The organism is Fructilactobacillus vespulae (assembly GCF_047324295.1).
Lineage (GTDB): Bacteria > Bacillota > Bacilli > Lactobacillales > Lactobacillaceae > Fructilactobacillus > Fructilactobacillus vespulae.
Map to the genome: position 1 here is coordinate 362,528 of NZ_CP137138.1, position 21,487 is coordinate 384,014.

At 35.4% G+C, this 21,487-nt stretch carries 19 protein-coding genes and 1 other annotated feature; of the genes, 8 read left to right on the forward strand and 11 right to left on the reverse strand.

Features of this window, described 5'->3' with window-relative positions; all coding sequences use genetic code 11:
* Nucleotides 1-87: 87 nt before the first annotated feature.
* Together R4B61_RS01740 and R4B61_RS01745 are read left to right on the forward strand one after the other, a co-directional pair.
* Nucleotides 88-699: a flavodoxin family protein gene (locus tag R4B61_RS01740; protein WP_413627932.1), complete on the forward strand. Its 612-nt coding sequence runs from the start codon at nucleotides 88-90 to the stop codon at nucleotides 697-699.
* 2 nt (nucleotides 700-701) lie between these two features.
* A complete protein-coding gene (locus R4B61_RS01745; RefSeq protein WP_413627933.1) occupies nucleotides 702-1,109 on the forward strand; it encodes a MerR family transcriptional regulator in 408 nt (135 codons plus the stop codon).
* A 24-nt stretch (nucleotides 1,110-1,133) separates the two neighbouring features.
* Here R4B61_RS01745 and R4B61_RS01750 read toward each other — a convergent pair whose 3' ends face one another.
* The 8 genes from R4B61_RS01750 to R4B61_RS01785 form a co-directional block, all read right to left on the reverse strand.
* Entirely contained in the window at nucleotides 1,134-1,412 is a 279-nt protein-coding gene (locus R4B61_RS01750; RefSeq protein ID WP_413627934.1) for a hypothetical protein, read from the reverse strand.
* A 71-nt stretch (nucleotides 1,413-1,483) separates the two neighbouring features.
* Nucleotides 1,484-2,347 (reverse strand): MetQ/NlpA family ABC transporter substrate-binding protein, encoded by an 864-nt coding sequence (locus R4B61_RS01755; protein WP_413627935.1) that lies wholly within the window; start codon nucleotides 2,345-2,347, stop codon nucleotides 1,484-1,486.
* Nucleotides 2,348-2,387: 40 nt separating this feature from the next.
* A complete protein-coding gene (locus tag R4B61_RS01760; protein ID WP_413627936.1) occupies nucleotides 2,388-3,161 on the reverse strand; it encodes an acetoin reductase in 774 nt (257 codons plus the stop codon).
* Between the two features lie 11 nt (nucleotides 3,162-3,172).
* Nucleotides 3,173-4,285, reverse strand: coding sequence for a 5-methyltetrahydropteroyltriglutamate--homocysteine S-methyltransferase (locus R4B61_RS01765; protein WP_413627937.1), 1,113 nt, complete (start codon nucleotides 4,283-4,285; stop codon nucleotides 3,173-3,175).
* Between the two features lie 11 nt (nucleotides 4,286-4,296).
* Nucleotides 4,297-4,770 (reverse strand): S-ribosylhomocysteine lyase, encoded by a 474-nt coding sequence (locus tag R4B61_RS01770; RefSeq protein WP_413627938.1) that lies wholly within the window; start codon nucleotides 4,768-4,770, stop codon nucleotides 4,297-4,299.
* Between the two features lie 96 nt (nucleotides 4,771-4,866).
* Nucleotides 4,867-5,112, reverse strand: a binding site (T-box leader).
* A 126-nt stretch (nucleotides 5,113-5,238) separates the two neighbouring features.
* On the reverse strand, nucleotides 5,239-6,087 hold the full coding sequence (locus R4B61_RS01775; RefSeq protein ID WP_413627939.1) for a CPBP family intramembrane glutamic endopeptidase: 849 nt from the start codon (nucleotides 6,085-6,087) through the stop codon (nucleotides 5,239-5,241).
* Nucleotides 6,088-6,135: 48 nt separating this feature from the next.
* Nucleotides 6,136-6,735: a LysE family translocator gene (locus tag R4B61_RS01780; protein WP_413627940.1), complete on the reverse strand. Its 600-nt coding sequence runs from the start codon at nucleotides 6,733-6,735 to the stop codon at nucleotides 6,136-6,138.
* Nucleotides 6,736-6,915: 180 nt separating this feature from the next.
* Nucleotides 6,916-7,605 carry a CPBP family intramembrane glutamic endopeptidase gene (locus R4B61_RS01785; protein ID WP_413627941.1) on the reverse strand — a complete coding sequence of 230 codons (690 nt, stop codon included), beginning with the start codon at nucleotides 7,603-7,605 and terminating at the stop codon, nucleotides 6,916-6,918.
* A gap of 186 nt (nucleotides 7,606-7,791) precedes the next feature.
* On the opposite strand from R4B61_RS01785, the gene R4B61_RS01790 reads away from it, so the two are divergent.
* The 3 genes from R4B61_RS01790 (at nucleotide 7,792) to R4B61_RS01800 (ending at nucleotide 12,367) form a co-directional block, all read left to right on the forward strand.
* Nucleotides 7,792-9,864, forward strand: a complete 2,073-nt coding sequence (locus R4B61_RS01790) for a cation:proton antiporter (RefSeq protein ID WP_413627942.1) — start codon at nucleotides 7,792-7,794, stop codon at nucleotides 9,862-9,864.
* Nucleotides 9,865-10,024: 160 nt separating this feature from the next.
* Complete coding sequence (locus R4B61_RS01795) at nucleotides 10,025-11,515, forward strand: phytoene desaturase family protein (RefSeq protein ID WP_413627943.1); 1,491 nt, start codon at nucleotides 10,025-10,027, stop codon at nucleotides 11,513-11,515.
* Between the two features lie 33 nt (nucleotides 11,516-11,548).
* Nucleotides 11,549-12,367: a phytoene/squalene synthase family protein gene (locus tag R4B61_RS01800; RefSeq protein WP_413627944.1), complete on the forward strand. Its 819-nt coding sequence runs from the start codon at nucleotides 11,549-11,551 to the stop codon at nucleotides 12,365-12,367.
* Between the two features lie 32 nt (nucleotides 12,368-12,399).
* On the opposite strand, the gene R4B61_RS01805 is transcribed toward R4B61_RS01800, so the two are convergent.
* The 3 genes from R4B61_RS01805 to R4B61_RS01815 all read right to left on the reverse strand — a co-directional run bounded on the left by R4B61_RS01805 (nucleotide 12,400) and on the right by R4B61_RS01815 (nucleotide 16,206).
* Entirely contained in the window at nucleotides 12,400-13,749 is a 1,350-nt protein-coding gene (locus tag R4B61_RS01805; protein ID WP_413627945.1) for an APC family permease, read from the reverse strand.
* Between the two features lie 20 nt (nucleotides 13,750-13,769).
* Nucleotides 13,770-14,675 carry a proline iminopeptidase-family hydrolase gene (locus R4B61_RS01810; RefSeq protein ID WP_413627946.1) on the reverse strand — a complete coding sequence of 302 codons (906 nt, stop codon included), beginning with the start codon at nucleotides 14,673-14,675 and terminating at the stop codon, nucleotides 13,770-13,772.
* A 172-nt stretch (nucleotides 14,676-14,847) separates the two neighbouring features.
* On the reverse strand, nucleotides 14,848-16,206 hold the full coding sequence (locus R4B61_RS01815; RefSeq protein WP_413627947.1) for a DUF6056 family protein: 1,359 nt from the start codon (nucleotides 16,204-16,206) through the stop codon (nucleotides 14,848-14,850).
* Nucleotides 16,207-16,532: 326 nt separating this feature from the next.
* Here R4B61_RS01815 and R4B61_RS01820 point away from each other — a divergent pair, with 326 nt between their 5' ends.
* From R4B61_RS01820 to R4B61_RS01830, 3 genes are all read left to right on the forward strand, one after another.
* Nucleotides 16,533-17,165: a CPBP family intramembrane glutamic endopeptidase gene (locus R4B61_RS01820; RefSeq protein ID WP_413627948.1), complete on the forward strand. Its 633-nt coding sequence runs from the start codon at nucleotides 16,533-16,535 to the stop codon at nucleotides 17,163-17,165.
* A 188-nt stretch (nucleotides 17,166-17,353) separates the two neighbouring features.
* Nucleotides 17,354-18,046: a matrixin family metalloprotease gene (locus tag R4B61_RS01825; protein ID WP_413627949.1), complete on the forward strand. Its 693-nt coding sequence runs from the start codon at nucleotides 17,354-17,356 to the stop codon at nucleotides 18,044-18,046.
* Nucleotides 18,047-18,294: 248 nt separating this feature from the next.
* Nucleotides 18,295-21,333 carry a MucBP domain-containing protein gene (locus tag R4B61_RS01830; protein WP_413627950.1) on the forward strand — a complete coding sequence of 1,013 codons (3,039 nt, stop codon included), beginning with the start codon at nucleotides 18,295-18,297 and terminating at the stop codon, nucleotides 21,331-21,333.
* The last annotated feature ends 154 nt before the right edge of the window (nucleotides 21,334-21,487 follow it).

The following is a 21,487-nucleotide window of genomic DNA, read 5'->3' on the forward strand; positions in this document are numbered from 1 at the left end:
AAGGCAAGTAAAAACTTTCAAATTAATCCCTTGCATTAAAGTGAACTTCAAGGTGTATCTTATTTAAAAACAGAAAAGAGGTTAACTATGAAAAAGACAATTTTAAATCCCATCCTATTATTAATCACCGGTTTAGCAATTGGAATTGGTGGAGTTTTTATGTACACCAATCCTAGTCAATCAGCAAAAAATGGAGGAAAAACAGTGACAACTAATCTAAAATATACCAATCCCAAAAATACTCATAAATCCGGCAAAAAAATTTTTATTAATGCCAGTCAAAACAACAACGGCAATACTTCCCAAATGGCTAAGGAGATGTTTGGTAATCAATCATACGAACAAATTAATTTAGCTGACTACAATATTCCCCAAGTTGGTCAAGGTGATGGTGACTTTCCAGAAATTTATAATAAACTAAAAGGTGCCAAAACCATTGTGATTGGAACTCCCGTTTACTGGTCCAACATTTCTGGATATCTAAAAACCTTTATTGATCACATGAATATCAATGATGACATTAAAAATGCTGATTTATATGTGATTGTGCAAGGAATGGATTCAAATCAAGATGCTGCTAAACAATCAGCTTACAGTAGTTTAAATAGAATTTCTTATCGTTTTGGGTTAAACTTTGTAGGAATCGCATCTAATGATAGCGAAGTTAAAACTCTCAAAAAGAAAATGTTAGGGATGTAAACATGAAAATTGAAGCAGTCAGTAAAGAATTTGATATTCCCAAAGCAACCCTTAGATACTGGGAATCACTAGGATTACTGCCACCAATTCAAAGAGACAAAAGTGGTTATCGGTTTTATTCCCACCGTGATTTAAACTGGGTCATGTACATCAAAGTTTTAAGAAAAGCGGGAATGTCAATCGAAAAATTAAAACACTATATTACTTTGTATCGCGACCCCACTAGTACTAGGGCGGAAAGTAAAGAACTTCTAATCCAACAACAAGTTGAATTACGCGATAAAATTTATGAAATCAATAAAACATTAAATTATTTATCTTATAAAGTTGATAACTTTGATTCTCATATGATTGGTTATGAGGATGAATACCTAGCTTATAACAATCCAGATCAGGCACCTAAAGTCTAAAAAAGTTCTCATTAACGGAAATTGTTAATGAGAACTTTTTGTTTTTATATAAGCAGAGTCACCATCCACCATTACAATTAACCGCGGGTCTTTACCTAAATCATTTATCAATAACTTAAAGTTACCCAGAAAACCAATGTCATCAAAAAATCCCCCATTATTAGACATGGATAAAATTGAGATATTATCAAAATAAACTTGGGTACCTGTTTTGATCTCAATATCCGTTACTGTATAAAATATCTTGGCAATTTTAACTGGAGACTTTTGAATCATCCGTTTTACAATTTCGTTGATATTCACATTATCGCCTTACTTCTCTTTTTGCTTAAATCTTACCGCTTTTCCACAAAAAAAGAAGCCTCCCAGCTCCTTTATTTCGTTAAATAACGATTGGGTTTATTAACTTCGATTTTGGTTCCATCAAATTGTTTTTGAATGTAGTCTTGAACCTTTTTACTGTGATACAACTTAACCAACTTGCGATACTGTTCCTTATTATTACTACTATCAGCAGTTACGATAATATTGATATTATCCTTTGTCGATTGGTCAACCTGTTCATGGTAAAGGGAATCCTTCAATACGTTTAGATTACCTTCTTGTGCAATTGTATTTCCAATTAATGCTGCGGCAATCGAATTATCATCAATCACCCGTGGACCCGTGGTATCATCAATTTCCTTGAACTTGAAGTTATGCGGGTTCGTAGCAATCTCATTAACCCCTGATAAGCTGCCAAAGTTAGGTTTTAACGTAATCAATCCTGCTTTAGCTAATAACTTCAAACCTCTGGAGGTGTTAGCCGGATTGTTTGCAATGGCAATGGTAGCGCCATCCGGAATCTCACTAATTTTATGATATTTCTTGGAATAAACTCCCATGGGTTCTAAGTAAGTGGTTCCTAATAAATCCAGCTTAGCATTTTGATGTTTTTGGTTATAAGCAACTAAGTACGCATAAGATTGAAAGGCATTCACATCAACCTTTCCCTGTGCTGTTGTGGTATTTAAGGCTACTCCATCCGTATAACTTTGTACCTTCAGATGAATATTATCCTTTTTCGTTTCTGGCAACTCCGCGATGTAGTTCCAGATTTTGGCATCAGAACCAATCGTTCCCAAAGTAATCTGGTTACTGTCATGCGCCTTTGATGATTGATTATGAACGGTGTATGCACCAAGGACCGCAATCACAATCACGATGGCACTAATAATTATTTTAGTTTTTTTCTTCATCTCGTTTTCTCCTTAATTCCTAATCAAACCAACCTAGTTTTTAATGGAATCTCATTCCACCATCAATCAAGATAGATTGACCGGTAATGTAATTGGCTTGATCAGAAACAAAGAAGGAAACCACATCAGCAACGTCTTCTGGAGTAGCTGCTCGTCCCAAGGCAATTTCGTCAACCACACTTTGGCGTTGCTTTTCCGGCGTCGTGTTTTTCAACTTGGCTGTTTTAGTATCGATATAGTCACGTAGCGGAGTCAAAACAATCCCCGGATCATAGGCATTCACGGTGATATTATCTTTAGCTAACTCTTTGGCAGCAGATTGCCCTAATCCTCGAATTGCAAATTTAGAGGCCGAATAGGAACTTTGTAAGGCAGAACCTTCCACTGAAGCTAAGGAAGCAGCATTGATAATTTTGCCACCATGACCTTGTTTTTGAAATTGTTGGGCTGCTGCTTGAATTCCCCAAAAAGTACCTTTCAAATTAACATCGAACAAACGTTCTACTTTTTCTGGGTCACTGTCAACGATGCTATCGATGTAGGCAATCCCAGCATTATTAATAAAGACGTCCAATTGACCAAAATCTTGCACAACTTGAGCAACTAAAGCAAAAACTTCTTTTCGCTTTGAAACATCTAATTCATAGGCCTTGGCAACTCCCACATTATTTTGGTTAATTGCTGCCGCAACTTTTTTCGCATTCTCACCATCAATATCGGCAACCGCCACTTGATAATCTTCACTTGCTAACCGTTTTGCAATGGCAGCACCAATTCCGCGGCCACTACCGGTTACAACTGCAACTTTTGTCATGATAATTTCTCCTATCCCCAAACTTCTTGGGCAGTTTCAACTACTAATCGAATCTTATCCCACTGTTGTTGTTCCGTTAGTCGATTTCCTTCTTCAGTTGAAGCAAAACCACATTGGGTGCTTAGTGCTAAGCGGTCCAACGGCACCAATCGACTAGCCTCTTTGATACGATTCTTTAAGACTTGTTTATCTTCTAGCTCCGGCTTTTTGGAAGTAACCAAACCAATCACAACTGATTTACCAGCACTGACCTCTTGCAATGGTTGAAAATCACCTGAACGATCATCATCAAACTCTAAATAGTAGTTATCGACATTTTCTTTTCCAAATAAAGTTTTAGCTACTGGTTCATAACCACCACTAGTTGCCCAGGTTGAATCGTAGTTCCCTCGACAGACATGCGTGCTAATCGTCAAATCACTAGGTAGATTTTTGAGCGCTTCATTATTAAACTGTAAATAAAGTTTTTGGAGAGAATTGACGTCACCACGATTATCATTAAACTTGGTGCTTTGGGCATTGATAGTCCACGTACAATCATCAATCTTAATGTCTCGACAACCGGCTTCATACAAAGCAATAAATAAATCATGATAAGCTTTGCCAATATCCTGAATTAAATCTTTTTCCTCTGGATAATATTTATGCAACGCTGCTAAATTTTCTGGTCCTCGAACCAGTTCCGCATAGAGTTGCGCTGGAGAAGGAACGCTTTGTCGTGGAGTAATCTCGGGATGATTAGCAACCAATTTTTTCAAAAACTTAAAGGCTGCTAAATCAGGATGGTTGGGATTAAATTTAATCTTGCCACTTACCTGACAGGAATCATCACGGGTTTCAATCCCATTGAAGCGATAACCATGTTCTTGATGAGTATGTTCAATCCCATCGAATCCCCAAAAGGTATCTAGATGCCAGTAACTCCGGCGAAACTCACCGTCAGTTACCGTTTTAAGTCCTGCTTCAATCTCTTTTTTAACTAATTTTTCAATTTCTTGATTTTCAACTGCAATTAATTGATCTCTAGTAATTGCATGCTTTTCGTAATAGTCGTTTCGGGCTGCTTTTAGGGGTTCTGGTCTTAAGAAACTTCCGACAATATCAAAATGGGCTTTAGTGGTCATGATAATTCCTCCTATACTAGTTTTCTTTCATCTGGATCAGAACTAATTCCTTGATCAAGAATTTCTGCGGACCATTCTTTGGCGGAAAATAGGGAGTGATCCTTGAAGTTTCCACAACTGTATTTATCAGTTCCCTGGACATCTTTCCACTCAATGTTGTCTCTAATCTCAGTTAAAGCACCTTTTAACGCTTTAGCGACTGTTTCAGTATCATGTGTGCCCCAGGTAATTAGGTGAAAACCAGTACGACAACCAAATGGCGAACAGTCAATCACTCCATCCAAACGATCTCTTAGCAAACCAGCCAGAAGATGTTCAATCGTATGTAATCCCGCAGTAGGAATTGCATTTTCATTGGGTTGGACTAACCGTAAATCAAAGTTAGAAATGACATCCCCTTGCTGACCTGATTCTTGTGCAATTAGTCTTACGTATGGTGCCTTTACCTTAGTGTGATCTAGTGTGAAACTTTCTACTTTAGCCATAATTTAGTTCTCCTTTAATATTTAAATTGATTTGAATTAGTTTGCAGTTACATACGAAAAAATAAGCATAAAAAAAATCCGCTCCTAGTGTTGATTACTAGAAGCGGATTTTAATCCACGGTACCATTCCATTTCGACAATTACTTACATAATCGTCCTCACTAACGTCATTCACAACAACTAACGCGTGCAATTAATAATGGTTGCCACCCCATCAGCATTTGAATATCAATACTGCCAATTAACAGGCCATATTCGTGATTATCGATTCGATCTGCTCACATCTACCGCAGACTTTCTGAACTATCGAACAATCATTACTCTCCTGATCTTTTTGTTTATCTTTTCGTATTTAACTGTTGAATATCATTATATATAGTTCGTTTTTTAAGTCAAGGATTAAATAAAAAAAACTGCTGGAAATTTTATTTTAAAACTTCCAACAGCCTTTTGCTGACAATCTTTTGCTTAGATTGAATTCTTTTTAAATTTTTTCATCCAAACCAGAATTAATCCGATGAAAATGACGTGCATAATAATTGAAAGCCAACTAGCTTCAATCCCAAATTCATTTCCGTTAATTAGAGCATGACCAGGAATCATCTTCGAACTAAAGATAATTGAAGTTGCTTCGTTTCCAGAAACACTAGTTCCAAAAATAACCCCTTCAGTTAAGTTCCATGCTCCATGAAAAGCTCCCAATCCCCATAAACTCATTCCGGCATAACGTAAAAAGGACATCAATAATCCAAATAAAAATAGTCCTAGAAACGCTTCGGTAGTAAAGTTATCATTTGCACCATGTAAAATAGTGAAAAATAGTGAGTTAAAGAAGATTCCTAAGAAGATGTGGCGGTATTCGACAAAACGTCCCATTACATAACCACGGAATAAGACTTCTTCAGAAAGACCTTGGATAAAGTAACCAACCACAAACAACAAGAACCAACCGATATTTAAAATGTTGAAAATACCAGTAACTTTAAAACCACCCATGAAGACGGAAATTAGCCAGATTAAAGCAAAAAATCCAAATCCTAATAGCCAGCCTAAGCCTAGTTCTTTAAAAATCCGTTGATTAGCAAAATCCCAGATTTCTTTTCGTTTCCGGTAGGCAAAGTACATCGCTACAATCAAAATCAAGTCGGTAAATAATTCAATTAAAAATGAAACCCATTCCACGTGTGGAAAGCCTTGAATCATGGGCGTTGTTAGTTTAGAGATCATTCCACCCGGAACATCTGAAACAAAGCTCCACCCAATGGTTCCAATCGCCGTCATTATAATTAATAAATATGGTGCTAATTTTTTGTTCATTTAATTCTCCTAAAATATCTGATTGCTATTCGTTGATTATAACAATCATTAATTACTCTCTGTCATTAATTTAACGCCAAATCCCAACAAAAAGATCCCGGAAATTTTATTAATAACTAGTTTAACTTTGGGGTTTTGCATAACGTTTTTAACTTTGTTAAGACTCAAAACATATCCAGAAAAGATGAATCCGGTTAGGAAAACGTAGGTTAATCCGAGCGTTGAAAAATCTAGCCAGTTACCATCCGTAGTTACAAATTGCGGTAGAAAAGTTAGGAAAAAGACTGCCACTTTGGGGTTTAATAAGTTAGTTAGTAACCCTTGCAGATATAAATTCCCCTTTTTTTGCTCAGTTGTTTCCGCCACATCTTTTTGAAACAATGCTTTAATACCTAGGTACACCAGATAGGCAGCCCCCACCCATTTAATGGTGGTAAACAAAACAGCTGATTTGACTAAAATTGCCGAAAGTCCCACGACCGCAAAGGTGGTATGAATCACCAAAGCACTTAAACAGCCTAGTAAGGTCTTAAAGCCGCTCACCTGACCTCCAGCAATGGTATTCTTGGTCAACAAGATATAATCCGGACCGGGTACCAAAATCAATAGGGTTGCTAGTAAAACAAAAGTTGGGTAGTTATGCATCATGACCTCCTGAATAACATAAAAATAAAGTGAAGTTACCTAATGATAACTTCACTATATCTAGTTCAAAAACGTTAATTTAATTCATTGTAAATTGATTCTATTATAAAAGCAATGAACCTAATTAAATGAGCGCCGTTAAACTACGTAATTCACTTTTACAATTAACATAAATGTCAGTTTTTAGATTCTGTCGATGGCAATAACCAAAGCAAAATCCCAGAGCCAGTGAAGTGCCATTCCTCCAAAAACAGAACGACAGAAACGAACACTCAAGTATAAACCACTACCAATTAGCATTGTACTTAAGGTTTGTGCAGCAGCTTGAGCAACTGGGGCTCCTGAAATAATGTTAGGTAGGTGCCAAAAACCAAACAAAATTACTGAAAATAGGTATGATTTAAATTCACTATTTTCTTGTCTAAATTGTGATAAGGCATATCCTCTAAATACTGATTCTTCGGTTAATCCAACTAGCATGGTAGCAATACATGCCATCACAATTCGGCTTAATGAATCACTATTCCAGTTGTTAAAAATATCAGTAAAGTTTTTGTAGAAATTATAGATTGCAAATAAGAGCATTGCTACCGTTATCAATCCAGCTACCCACTTTAATAAGGTGCTTTGAATTTCTGGTTGGCGTTGGTAAACCTGTTTAACCTTCCCCTTGTACACTAAATAACCAAAAAATAGAATAAAGGTGAGTCCCATGGGTGCCGTAACGTGCCAGAAAATGGTGTCGGTATTTTTGAAAAATTCATTATACCCTGCTTTAGCAAAAATATTAAAAATTGCTGATAGGCCTGTCCAAATAATTGAAAAAGCTACCGTAACAATTGCAATACTTTTAAATGAGTTACTTTTGTCCAAAAGTCTTTCCTCCTATGTATTAAATTACAGAATAACATTTACGTTAATTAAGCATTTGTCAATTATACTACGATATTTTAATATAGTACACAAAGTTTTTACTTAAAACCCAAAACATCTACTAATTCGGATATTCATAAGTGGCGTATAATAGAGCCAATTAACTTAATTTTTTGAGGAGTACGTATGACAAACCTGTATCTAATTGCCCTAATCATCATCGGGGTCATTTTAACTAATATCATTAAAATCTATATCCATAAGATTCCAGAGTCATTTTTATTAATCCTTATCGGTGCGGGGTTCTCATTTTTACCAGCCTTTCGCCATTTCACTCTGGATCCAGAATTTTTTATGCTAATAATCATTGCTCCCATCATGTTTATGGACGGGCAAAAGCAATCTTTTCATAAATTAAAAACAAACATCCGTGTAATCATCGAACTTTCCGTTAGTTTAGCAATTTTCACTGCCCTAATTGTGGGAGTGATGACCAATTACTTTGAAAAAAACTGGACGTTGGCACTCTCAATTGCCCTAGCTGCAATCGTTGTCCCTACTGATGCCGTGGCGGTAAAATCCATCACTAATGGTTTAGCAATGCCCAAGGGAGTTAACAATGCTTTAGAGCTAGAATCCCTTTTCAATGACGCCACCGGTTTAGTACTTCTAGACCTGGCGCTTTCAGTGATTAGCATTGGTAACTTCTCTTTAGTTTCCGGAATTGAGCAATTCCTCTTTGTCGCTTTAGGTGGAATCTTGGTGGGCTTCATCGCCTCCGTCATTATCGTTAGAATCAGATATAGTCTGAACCTACGATCAGTGAACGCGGCTGCCACAACCATTCCCATCAACTTGTTAACTCCGTTTTTCATCTATTTATTAGCAGAACATCTAGGAGTATCAGGAATCTTAGCGGTAGTAACTAGTGGAGTCGCTCATAACTGGGAAAATAATCGTTTGAAGTTAAATTCAACTGAAATCCAGTTAACTACCCATACTATTTGGGAAACCATCACCACCATTTTAAATGAAGTGGTGTTCTTAATTCTGGGACTTTCCCTTCCAGCAGTTATTAATCAAATGGTTAAAATTGGTTCTATTAATACATTTAAGTTAGTTATTTTAAGTATTGGAATTTACGTAGTAATGTTTACCGGTCGTTTTTGGTGGATCAAGTTGGAAAAGAACCAACATATCGAAAATCTTTTTGGTAAAAACAACCAACAAGAAAGAAGCTTTAACGCACGTATCTTTGGAATCAGTGGTGTTCACGGAACCATCACGTTAGCCATGGCCTTTTCCCTTCCACAAACTATCAATAACCAGCCCTTTCCCTATCGTAATGAATTAATTATCATCGCAACGTTGGTAATTTTAATTAGTTTGTTGGTCGCTGCGGTCGTGTTACCCATGATTCTTCCGAATGCTGAAAAAGGCTTTTCTGCTCAAGAAATCAATGATACTCGTGACCAAATGATTGATTACGCCATTTTGAAAAGTCAGCAAAATATCACTGACCGAAATTTACGTGAGGCAGTCATTTCTGATTTAAACTCACAAAAGACTAACACCTTCAATAATAATCAGATTACTTACTCCGACACCTATTTAACTGAACTGGGTGAGATTACAGATTTCGTCAGTTCGTATACTCACAGTGACGAAATCAATGATGAATTCGACGAAAAGATTGTGGATTTATACAACAAGATTCTGCAACGAACTCTGTTAAATTCTAATAAACGGCAACATCCGTTCAAATCATTTAGACGTCAAATTCGCAGAACTACCCACGAAATTGAATTCCACGTTAGTACGAGAACCTTCACTAAAAAACAAAAGAAGAAGTTCCGCAAACAAAGAATGGCTCAAGACCCGCAATACGCGGCTAAGGTTAATAGTTGGAATACCAATCGATTAATTATCTTAGACCTTAACGAAAAGGTAATGCGGGAAGTCGATAATTATCTAGAAACTAAAATGCAAACTAATCTAAAAAACAACGTTAATAGTAACGAGCTTTATCAAGTCCGTAAGACTTTCGACCGCTTTTTCTCAATGATGCAGCGCCAATATCACCAAAAACACGTTGAAATTGACAACTCAACGTTTGTTAAACTATTTCAGGATGAATTTGATTTCGTGCAAAATGGAGTACAAAATCAGAGCATTGCTCCAGAAATCGCTAACATCCTTTTCAATGAGATTAATCAAGCCCAATCCTTACAGTTAATGCAAAATCAACAAGAAGTTTAAAAGGAGACAGAGAAATCTGTTCCTTTTTATTTTGCTCTAAAATAAATTTCTTAAGATGTTAATTAATATGGCTTACATAAGACTATAATGAGTGCTAATATTGGTAACCAAACAATTAAAAGATTGGCAAATCTAATTTGTCGCAACACAAGGAGTTAGTATGAAAAAAGAAGTTTCAATCATTGGAGCTGGAATCGGCGGTCTTAGTGCTGCCATTGAACTACAACATAGTGGTTATGACGTAACTATATTTGAAAAAAATCACCAAGTTGGTGGGAAAATGAACCGCTTAGAGGTAGACGGTTTTAAATTTGATATGGGACCAACCATTGTAATGATGCCTGATATTTATAAAAAACCATTTATCGATACCGGGGTAAATCCTGATGACTACTTCACGATGGAACGCATTGATCCGTTTATGGATGTAAAAATCAACGACAAACAGTACGTTCTCTCCAGTGATTTAGTGGCAATTACGCAACAGTTTGAAAATGCAGACGGGATTGATATGTTAGGTTTTTTAAACTATCTATCCGACATTTATGGTAAATACTTAAACGCCAAGGATAACTTCATTTACCAAAGTTACCGCTCCTTTAAGGACTTCTTTAATGTCAAAACCCTAATCAACTCCTTCAAGCTTAAGACTTTTTCGTCCTCATTCAATGACATGAAAAAGTTCATTCCTAATCAAGAACTACAGTACTTATTGTCATTTCAAACCCTCTACATTGGCATTTCTCCCTTTAGTGGTCCCTCAATTTACAACATTATCCCAATGATTGAGCTACTTTATGGAATTTGGTACATCAAGGGTGGAATGTATGAATACGCACTAGCCTTAAAAAAACGCTTTGAGGAATTAGGTGGCAGGATCCAACTAGATAGCGAAGTTACTAGAATTGAAACTCGCAATCGAACTGCAACTGGAATCACCATCGATGGGGTTAGTTTCCCGGCGGATGCCGTCGTGGTCAACGCTGACTTCCCCTATGCCGTAGAGAATTTAATTCCCCAAAATAATCAAAAAACTTATCCTAAGAAACGGGTTAACCAAAAGCTTAAATATTCCATGTCTTGTTTGTTGCTATATTTAGGAACTGATCAAAAATACCCTAATCTAAACTTACATACCATTAAGATGGCTAGTGACTTTGAAAATAACGTTAATGAAATTGAGAATGGAAAACTTCCTAAGGATGCCTCATACTATATCTACAATCCTAGCCTAATTGACGATTCTTTTGCGCCCCAAGATAGTTCTTCACTCTACCTATTGGTACCCTTTGCCAACCTTCAAAGTAAACAATGGAGTGAAGCAGAATACTACCAATACGCTGATAAAATTATTGCTAAATTTCAAAAGGACTTTGCCATCGAAGATTTCCAAAACCATATTCAGGTAAAGAAAATTTTCACGCCCAACAACTTTGCTTCCCTTTACAATAGTAAATTTGGAACCGCCTTTGGGCTCAAACCCACATTATTACAAAGTAACTACTTTAGACCCCACAATAAATTTAAAGATCTTAATAATCTTTATTTTGCTGGGGCAAGTACTCATCCAGGTGCCGGAGTTCCCATTGTTATTACCAGTGGTGAACTGGCTGCCAACGAACTAAAAAAGGATTTTAAACTAAATGAATAAGCAAGAAACATTAATTTTCCCCATCTAGACCGCATGCAAGCAAGTGAAGAAGTAATTAAAAAGTATTCATCCACTTTTTACTTTTCCTTTTCACCACTACCCGCTTATCAAGCAGATAGTATCTATGTAATTTACGACTTCTTACGTAAACTAGATAACGCGGCTGACTCTAATGATCCAGCTACTTTTGAAAAGATGGTTGCTGGCTGGAATCGGGTCAAAAATAACCAGGCTCAAAGTGATTTAGAAAAGAATTTGAGACTCGTTTTTACTACTTTTGAACTTCCCTTTTATCTGATTGACGACATGATTAACGGCCAAAAGCATGATCTAAATCGAGAACCGATTAACTCAGCTGCTGATTTGCATGAGTATTGTTATCAGGTTGCCGGAACCGTGGGCTTACTATTAGTCCCCATCCTAACCACTAATAGAATCAATCACGCTAATCAGCAAAAAATCATCCGATTAGGAATTGCTCTACAAATGACTAACATTCTTCGAGATATTAAAGAAGATTATCAAAACGGTTTTATCTATCTGCCTACTGAATTAATGAACGAATATTCAGTTAGTGAAGCTGACTTAGCGGCTGAAACTATTTCCCCTAATTTACGTAAATTAATCATTAAGCTCAGCAATCAAACCTTAACCGCTTATGACTATAATCGTAAAGTTCTCGATTTGATTTCCAACCCCACTTCCCATACCGCTATTTCATTAGCTGTTTATGGGTACCGCGCCATCTTGAAAAAAATCAAACGGCAAGACTTTAACGTTTTCGCCAAGCGAATTTACGTTTCTAAGTTACAAAAAATGATTATCTATCTTAGAGTTAAATACGCAATGTAACTAAAAAGATCGACCACTTGGTCGATCTTTTTTTATAAGTCAGTAATTTCTGTATTTCTTTTTGAAAATCTAAGAACTGCATAATAAACAATTCCAATTGCTAGCCATGAAATTCCAATTATTTTAGCCAAGCTATCTAAGTTAATCATAACAAAGCCGATAATAATTAATCCGATTAACGGTACAATCAAATGACGCCAATAATCACTAGAGTGGTTTCTAATCATATAGTGATTGATTACCGAAATATGAATTACAATAAACGCAGTTAGCGCCCCACAGTTAACAATTTGTGAAAGCACGGAACTATTGTCCATAAAAATCAAACCAACGATTAGTGAAACTAGCGAAACTACAACAGTACTAATATATGGAGTTTTATATTTTGTATGAACTTTTGCTAATGAACTTGGTAGATTACCGTCTCTGGCCATTCCAAATAAAATTCTTGAAATTGCAGCTTGGGCCGCGAGCGCATTAGCGAATCCCCAAGAAAATATTGTAGCAATCGTGGTAGCATACATTAATGTTTTTCCACCTACTTGATATGCTACGGCATAAAAGGCCGTATCTAAATCTTTAAATGAATGCCAGTCCGGAATAATCAAAGCGGCTACCCAGGTTTGAACAATGAACAAAACTCCAACAATCATTAATGACCAAAGAATTGCCTTACCAATTGCTTTTTCCCCATCTTTAGCTTCTTCTGCCAGTGTACTAATTCCATCGAATCCTAAAAAACTTAGAACTGCCACTGAAACCGCAGTTAAAACAAAATTAATGCTAAATGCATTAGAATCATAGAGAGGTTTAAACGTAAATCCGTCTCCAACCCCATTCATTATTCCATAAATACCCACGATTAAGAAAATTGCTAAAATTAATAGTTCTAGTGCTAAGAATATTTTATTTGCCCCAGCGGTAAACTCAATTCCACGCACGTTAATAATGGTATTAATCAAAATAAAGGCAACTAACCAAATCCACGCTGGCATTCCTGGCACTAGTGATTTTAAAGAGTTGGCTGAAATAACGTACAACAAAGCCGGCACAAAGATGTAATCCAAAATAATCATCCAACCTGCCAAAAATCCCACGGTTTTGTTAATTCCTCTCTGCGCATATGCATAAACGGATCCTGCAATTGGAAATGCCTTAGCCATCTGTCCATAACTTAGCGCAGTAAAAAACATTGCAATCATCCCAATGATGTAGGTTAATGCAATCATTCCATTTGAGGCAGTAATAACTGAACCATAGATTCCAAATGGTGCAATTGGAACCATGAAGATTAGTCCATAAATAATTAAATCCTTTAAAGTTAAGGTTCTTTCCAATTCCTGTTTATACCCAAAACTTTCAAGTGTGTCTTTTTTCCCCATTTTAAATTCCTCCCGCTCAACTAATTAAATTGATTGTTTTTTAAATCCTTAAAATAGCTTCTTAAGTTGTAGAAAAAGACATCGGGATTATCAACCATATGATTATGACCACCATCAGGAGTAACCACTAATCTAGAATTAGGAATATCTTGATTCATGCGTTCTGCTGTTTTCACAGGCATTGTTTCATGATCGGCAAATGATAATAAAGTTGGAGCTGTAATTTTTTTAATTTCTTCTGAAAAGTCCCAGTCATCCAAATCGCCTTGAATAACAAATTCGTTGTCGCCTTGGAAATTGTTATAAACGGGTTTAGATTGGATATCAATCACGTGTGACATTTTTTCAGGTTGTTTCCGATTAACATACTGAGTATATAAATAGTGTATGTATTTTTGATATTGTTCGTTTTCCCAATCACCATTTTTTTCAACCGCATCCATAAAAGAATTTATTGCCGGTGAAAATTCAAAATTACGAATCTCTCTAATGTGAGCAACATAATCAGGAATATTATCAATCATACTAATAATGATTAATCCTTTTAGATGTTCACCATACTTACGAGCGTACATCATTGCCAACATCCCACCCCAGGAATGTCCAGCAAGATAAAAGTTATCATAACCCAGCTTTTTTCGAACGTTTTCAATTTCATCAATATAGTAGTCTTCCTTCAAAAACTTATCTCTAATTTCTAGATCATCCCAATCGGGAGTTTCAGAATACCAAGATCCTAATTGATCATACATAGTAACTTCAATATCTAAATCCCGAAGTTGATCACCAAATTCTTCATAAACTTCATGAGTATCTCCCGGTCCACCATGCAAACATAATAATTTATCAGTACTCCCAAAATTACTAGTATGTGACCACAATTTATAACCATTATCCAATGAAATCATCTTAGTAAAATCTTTCATTATCTAATCCTCCAATATCATTTAAATAAAATATAGTAAAACTAAAATTTTATAAATAATATCAGAGCAACAGAATAAAAGCAAACTATTTTTTTATATCCAATGAAATATATCGTTAAAAACGAACAAAAGTGGTTTCCTTCTAAAAAAAGAAACCACTTTCTTAACTATTTTATTTTTTCAAAACAATTTTTTTAGCGCCAAACATACTTTCATAATAGCTGTTTGGGAACACAAATTTTTTCAAATCATGCTCAGGAGCTAATTCCCACAGTGTTCCATAGTTAACTGAGTACTTAGTTTTACCCAGATAACTCAATTCAGGAACCGCAATGGTTTTATTTTCCCCATACTTGTTTACTGAACTTTCAATGAAGTGATAACGTTGTAAGATTGCTTCATTTGTTTTACTAGAATCAATCACGCCGTTGGTAACATTGAAAATCGTTAGTCCCGTCATAACCACTAACAAGGAATATATTAATCCATTCAGCCGTTTATTGGTAAATGAATGTGGAAGCAAAGTTATCGTTCCAATAATCATAAAAATAAAGCCCGCAAAGAAGGAACGAGTGGCCTCTGAGTTTAGTTCTGGTGAAAAAATCATGGCATAAACCATTGCCAAACCACTAATTTCCCATAACAACGCCTTTTCTAGTTTTTGGTTATTTTTAACCCAGACCAGATTAATCACCGTTAAAACTAGAAAGGCAATTAAAATCACTAATAAATATTCGAAAATAAAATGATTAACTTGAATAAAGCGAACTGCAACTCGCTCACTCAAAGTTTTATGGATAAAGTCATTATTAAAGGTCATCGCACGAACTTGGTTTCCGGGTGCTTTAATCAACATTACATATGAAACAAAGTACAAGATGATTAAACTAGCAGTTCGATAATTAAAAGTCAGTTTCTTGGTGTGCAGATAATTAAATAGGTAGTAACCTAATAGAAAGATCAGAACACCACCACCCGTCGTTTCGTTTGACCAACCGGCTACAATTGCTAAGGGAAACATTAACAACCCGACTAATCGAGGTGTCTTTTTAAGACCACGCTTCGTTAATAGGTAAATAAATAACAAATTAATCGTGGTGGTCCAAAGATAGTTCCCACTACCACTTGTCCAAAGAAAGACTTGACCAAATCCTGGCGTTAAAGCAAATAGAGCAAAAACGACGAATAAATAATTAATCAAGGCTCTTCGATTTCGTCGGATTGTAGGATTAATCAAAGCCAACATTAAAATGGTTAATGCTAAAAAGGCCAGTCCATTTAAAATTCCAAAAGCTGGACGTGGAATAACCACTAAGATTCGGGCAATTCCTTCGCCAAAAATTCTACCTGACCAGTGTTGGTATCCCCAAATTTGTGAACTAACAATTTGGCGTAAGTTCATTGGTTGGCCATCTAAGACTGATCGAAAATCATCCGCCCAAATTGGAGTAGCTGCACTCCATAGAGACATTGCCAAAAAGACACACAGCATTACCACATAGATGAATTTTTCACTTATATTCTTTTTCATTTAACTTCCTCAAAGGTTCATTTCTTAATGAACTTTAATTTCAAAATAATCAAAAAAACGTTTAAGCTTATTAAATTTTTAATAGTTTAATTCTACCATAATGATTGCCGGGCAAAGTATTGCGCCCAACTTATTTAAGGAAATCTAAACAAATCCCACGTTGCTTAACTAACTTGCCTAAAATGTTTTTTATGCTATATTTGTACATATGTAAAATTTATTAAAACTAAATATTATTTTGCATACAGAATATAATACATAAGGAGTAATCCATACAAAAAAATATCTCTAAATCGATTCCAGCAGTTGCAATCACTACTATTCTATTGTCAATCTTATGGACCGGTTTATCAAGAATCTTCTATTCAATCGAACCCGTCGGCTATGACGCCTTCTTTGCTACCACCTCAACTATTTTTTGGCACGCAATTTTACCGATGACCGTAACCTTTATCGTTTTTATCGGTCTAATGATTAAATGGGGAAAAGTTAAACAAATCTATTCTCAAAATCGATTAAGTTTTGGCAACGGCATCTACAAATGGTTTGGTTACTTAGTGATTGTCGGAATGGCAATTTTTATCATTAGTAACTTTGATACGAACTTCAACAGCATTCCTAATCATTTTAGTAAAGCTGCAATTCAACGAGTTTTCGTTTCTCTAATTGCCACTGCAGTCGTAGCTGTGCTAGAAGAAAGTGTTTTTCGGGGATTTGTCCTTACCGAAGTTCGGAAAAATCATAGCGAACTAACCGCTTTTATCACTTCCAGTGTTCTCTTTGGCCTCTGGCATTTACCCAACCTTTTAAACGGGGGCGATTTGATAACCACCCTAGCTCAAGTAATCTTTACCATGTTTTTAGGAAGTACTTTATATGTAAGTTTAAGAACTACCAAGAGTATCTCAGTCCCCATGGTTATTCATTGCTTATGGGACTTTGTGTTAGTAATTGCATAATCAAAAATAAAAACGTTGATAACTTTTAAGGAGCTGAATTCCTTATCATTTATCAACGTTTTTTAAATTTAACTAAAATCATTCTTAAATTACCGGTAAGTTAAATAAATCTGAATAAATTAGTAATATAATCAAGACCAACCATTCTAATTATAAATTAGCTCTTTTCTATCAAAGGAGAATCCAAATTGAAATCATTACTAAAAACCATTCTAATTATTACCTTAATCCTTTTAGGTTTTAACTGGTATCAGACTCACCCCGTGGAGAGCCAAACCATTACCAGTAACTTAAGTAATTACGTTTCTACCCTATTAGGTAATCACTCCCAAAACACTACCACTGCGACTGCTAATGATCAGGGAAAGCGGGAAAGTGCATCAGCTAACGAAACTCCGATTGAATCAATCGTCCAAGGAACTAGCCTAAATAAAACCTATTATTATGAGTTCAACAAAAATATGCCGCAGGCTGCTCGTGCAGCTTTTGAAAATGCCATCCAGACTTATAATGCTACCGGAATTGTGAAATTAGTTCCTGGTACTGGAACTAAGCAACAAAACACCATTAAATTTTCTATTTATAATAAACAAATTCAAAATTTAAATCAGGGAGTGGTTGAACTTGGCTTAGGTGGTCCGGAAATCACTAAGGAAGTCCGTTTTACCGGAACGACCTACGTTAACCATGGTTCTGCAAACCTTAATGCCAACTACCCCAACCATGCCTTTACTGATTCAGTCGCAATTCATGAATTAGGTCATGCACTAGGATTAGATCACAGTCAAGATTCTACTTCAGTTATGTATCCCGTTAATCAAGGGGTAACCCAGTTATCCGATGGTGATCTGGCAGCTTTACAGGCAATTTATCCTAACTAATTTTTTCATAAAATAAACATCAGGAGACGTAAAAAATACGTCTCCTTTTTGATTTCAAAATAAAATTATTTTACTAAAACTAATTGATTTAGAATTAAAACTAGTTTTTATTAATACGAATACACCAAAAAGTAATTTTATTCTTTATTAATAAATAAAATAATATATTTATTAACTATTAAAGTAAAAAGTACTATAATAAAGTTGCATCAAATGATATTTATTAAAATAGAAAAGAGGTATTCATTATGTTATACAATCGTAATCAAATTAATAAAATAACTGATAAAAAAATAATGAAAAAAGTTAAATCTCAGTGGGTCGTCGTATCATTAGCAACCTTCATGCTTTTAGGTGGAGCTGGCTTTACAATTACAACTAACAACGTAAAAGCTGACACTGCTAACAATCAAAACAGCAGTGAACAAGCTACCCCTGCCAAGAGTGACTCATCAACTTCTCAATCAAACGGGATTACTGATCCTAACCCAGTTGATGTTAATGGTTCAAAAAATGATACAAAGGAAACGCAAAACGAAACTCCTAAAACTAACTCTTCAGTAACAACTCCTAATACTGATGTTCAAAAAAATGATGATGCTAAGCAACAAAGCTCAGCAAATAATGTGGTAACAACCCAACCAACTAAAAAAGAGCCAGAAAAAAGTAACTCTGATCAAAAGGTTGAACAACAAGATTTACAATCACGCGACCTTGGTGGTAACCAAGATAATAAATCAAACCAAACAAACAGTACATATTCAAACGATCAACAACCCAGTCAATCTGAATCAGATAAAAATGTAAAACAAAATGATTTGCAAAATCGAGATTCAGCAAATCCTGATTATTCATCATCAATATATGAATCTTGGAATCGTAAGCCAACCAAATTCGCACCAAATCAACAAACTATCGATGCTACATTTGATAAGTTAGCAAACGATAGCGCTAATATTCAATGGCAACAAGTTGACTCTAGTTATGATCCTGACCAACCCACCGTAACTAGAACTAATAACGGTATGCAACTTGACATTAATTTAGGAAAGTACAACGAAGGAACCACTAAAGCTTGGTTAGCTCCTAAATATTTTATTGTAAGGCCACGAGATGAAAATAAATCTTTAGCTGATTTAAAATTTACGGGTCTTGATAACTTAGAAAATATTAAAGTTACATATCCCAACAATAAAACCTTCAACCCCGAACACATTTACATGGTAAATAAATATTCTACGCTTACCCAAGATGCATCACAGGCATATTCGTTTATTATTCCTTTGAAATTAAGTGGTGATGCAAAAATTGATGATTTATACTTATCAAATAACTCATTTAAAATCAATGATTTACCTTCTTCCGGTTTTAGCGGTGGAATTGGTGTCGACGAAAATACTAATAAGGATATTAATTCAAATAACGCACACTATCAATTGAATTTTAATTTTAAAAACGGGCTTGCAGTTTCTTCATCTGATTTGACTTCTAGCTATGCTGAAGAAAGAGTAACTCCCCAAATTTTCAGATTTCATTTCTTAGATCAAAATACTGGTAAAGAAGTTTCTCCAACTATAACTAAAGGTGAGGGACAAGGTTATATAGATCAAGCTATAATTGACGTTCCTAATTTAACAAAGGACGGTTATATTTTTACATCAACCTATACACAAAGTTTTTATCCTAGTAAGGGTATTATCCATCCATCCCTCGACTATCCAACTTTAGACTCATATAAAACAAATATTGTTTATTATTATAGTAAAATTTCAACTTTAACGATTAATTATCAAGATCAAAACGGTAAAAGTATCTCTGATCCAACAACCATAACTGGTAATAGTGGAGACCAATATACTACTACGCCTAAAGAGATTGCTGGATACCATGTAGTGGATACTCCTAAGGAAGCAAACGGTAATTATGCATATCCTCAAGACTTGAAAATTCCTGGAAATATTACAGTAAATTACACATATGCTATAAATACCACAACTTTAAATCCCGTTGCTATTAATAACTATACTAAGCAAGAAATCCCAGGGACAAACATCCCTGCAATCACTATTACAGGAGACCATAATCAAGGAGATACTGTAGAAATTCCAACTAAGGATCTTCCAAACATTCCTGATTATGCAAAACCAGAAGGTGATACTGTAACTGTTACGATTGGGGAAAATAATACAGTTAAGGTTCCTTATACACAAACACCGTTGAAACCTGTCGCAATCGATCAAGATACGCATCAACAAATTAACAAAGAAGATCTTCCAGAAATTAAAATACCCGGTGACCACAAGGTTGGTGATGCAGTAGATATTCCAACTGACAAGCTACCAAATGTGGACGGCTACAATAAGCCTAGTGGAAACACGATAACTGTAACCATTAGTGAAAATGGTAAAGTAGAAATTCCTTACAAACAAAAGGAAACTCCACTAAACCCAGTCGCAATTGATCAAGACACCCACCAACCTATTGATGGTGTAAAAATCCCTGAAATTACAATTAAGGGCGATCACAAAACTGGTGATAAAGTAGAAATTCCTACTAAGGATTTCCCAAGTGTAGATGGATACAACCAACCTAGTGGAAACACGATCACTGTAACCATTGGTGAAAATGGTAAAGTCGAAATCCCTTACAAACAAAAGGAAACTCCACTAAACCCAGTCGCAATTGATCAAGACACTCACCAACCTATTGACGGTATAAAGATTCCTGAAATTACAGTTAAGGGTGATCACAAAACTGGTGATAAAGTCGAAATTCCTACTAAGGATTTCCCAAAGGTTCCTAGTTACCTCACTCCTCAAGGTGATAAAATCATTGTAACTATCGGCGATAATGGTAAGGTTAATATCCCTTACAGTAAAGTCAATAATGGTAATGATAAAACAACTACCACAACACCAATTGTTGTAACTCCAGTAGTCAAAGATTCTAACACCGTAATTGATACTCCTGTAACTATCACGGTTTCTGGTAATCACCAACCTGGAGATGTAGTAAAAATTCCTACCAGAAATATTCCTGAAGTACTTGGTTACGACAAACCTCAAGGTGAAAAAGTTACCGTAACGATTGGCACGAATAACACCGTTACTGTTCCCTACACACCAAAAGAAACAACTAACTCAAATACCAATGCTGCAGGTAACCAACAAAAGTTACCACAAACTGGTGAAACCAACTCAAGCTCTATCTTAGGTTTGATTGGAATCACTCTATTATCATTGTTTGGATTCCTAGGTTTTAGTAAACGTCAAAAAGACGAAAAATAATTTAACTAAATATGAAATCTAGCTAAAAAGAGACGCAGGTGCGTCTCTTTTTTGTTTGAATATTTTCTAAGTATTAAATTAAAAATAAACACTAATTGTGGAAAATTTATCAACCTTTTTGATAAAACATTATTATTTTGTGTGGTAAAATACA